Genomic DNA, 952 nt, shown 5'->3' on the forward strand with positions numbered 1-952 from the left:
CGCGAAAGACTGGGAGCGATCCATCGCCTCATCAACAGCTTGGGCCCTCATCGCCTCAATCCGCATGCTCACACGCAGAACCGCAAGGTATTGTCAGAATTGAGAAACTTCCGAATCCGGCTCTAAGCAGCGCTAGCCGAAGATCAATACTTTCTATAATTCTAAATAATATCAAATATATTTAATGGAATATATAATAATTTGTTTATAGAATAAAGTTAATCTTTAAAAATTATCAATCCATTTAGAATTTTTTCTCTAAGATATATTGTGATATTATCTTTTTCTTCATCGGAAATTTCATAGTATTCACCTGCAGGAATCATATCGATTACCGCACTTGTCGCTTCATCGACCAACAAATCGAGTTCTTGCTTTGTCATATCATAACCCATGCAAATGTGATCAAGCCATTGGAAAGGCAACCTGAGCCGCAGCGTTAGCCCAACTTACAAAAGCTTTGAATTATCGTTCAGGGAAACAGCTCATATTGCAAGCATTTGAAATGATCTGTTCTCCGCTCTCGAGCCGGAGGCTACCCCAGCTCACGGATTTCCCGCGTCAGACGCGCCGCCGTCAGATCGGGAAAGGCCACCACTCGCTCACGCAAAAATTCTAGATAGGGTGCCAGTTTGTTCGGTCGACCCAGCATGCGTGGGCCGTAAACCGGGACCTCGACACCCCGTTCGATATATTTTCGGATGGTCTTGGGATCGCGACCAGTGCGTCGGGCATGGTGTCGTCCTACTCCGTTGGTGGGAGTGCAGGACGTGCCGCTAGGATGCGAGGGGAGCCATTCAGTTCCCCATTCACGGAAATTCATGCAGGTCGTGTCCCACGGGGTGGTGTAGGAAGGTTTCCCTGAGAGGGTGGCCACCGTCGATCTTCTGGTAGGGTTCGGATGCGAACTCGAACCTGGAGAAGAAGACGATGACCGATGACAGAATGGCCC

General features: G+C 47.9%; 1 protein-coding gene and 2 pseudogenes. 1 reads left to right on the forward strand and 2 read right to left on the reverse strand.

What is annotated here, in order from left to right; genetic code table 11:
- Positions 1 to 103: pseudogene (locus EWH12_RS21930) on the forward strand (IS5/IS1182 family transposase); the annotation flags it as partial.
- A 115-nt stretch (positions 104 to 218) separates the two neighbouring features.
- Here the strand turns inward: EWH12_RS21930 and EWH12_RS22420 are convergent.
- Together EWH12_RS22420 and EWH12_RS21935 are read right to left on the reverse strand one after the other, a co-directional pair.
- Positions 219 to 383: a hypothetical protein gene (locus EWH12_RS22420; RefSeq protein ID WP_207212481.1), complete on the reverse strand. Its 165-nt coding sequence runs from the start codon at positions 381 to 383 to the stop codon at positions 219 to 221.
- Between the two features lie 155 nt (positions 384 to 538).
- Positions 539 to 733, reverse strand: a pseudogene (locus EWH12_RS21935) (IS21 family transposase); the annotation flags it as partial.
- Between the last annotated feature and the right edge of the window lie 219 nt (positions 734 to 952).

It is taken from the genome of Sphingobium cupriresistens (assembly GCF_004152865.1).
Classification (GTDB): Bacteria; Pseudomonadota; Alphaproteobacteria; order Sphingomonadales; family Sphingomonadaceae; genus Sphingobium; species Sphingobium cupriresistens.

Excerpts from the sequence above, each read along its gene's own strand:
- EWH12_RS22420 (WP_207212481.1), bottom strand. The coding sequence starts at position 383 with ATGACAAAGCAAGAACTCGATTTGTTGGTCGATGAAGCGACAAGTGCG.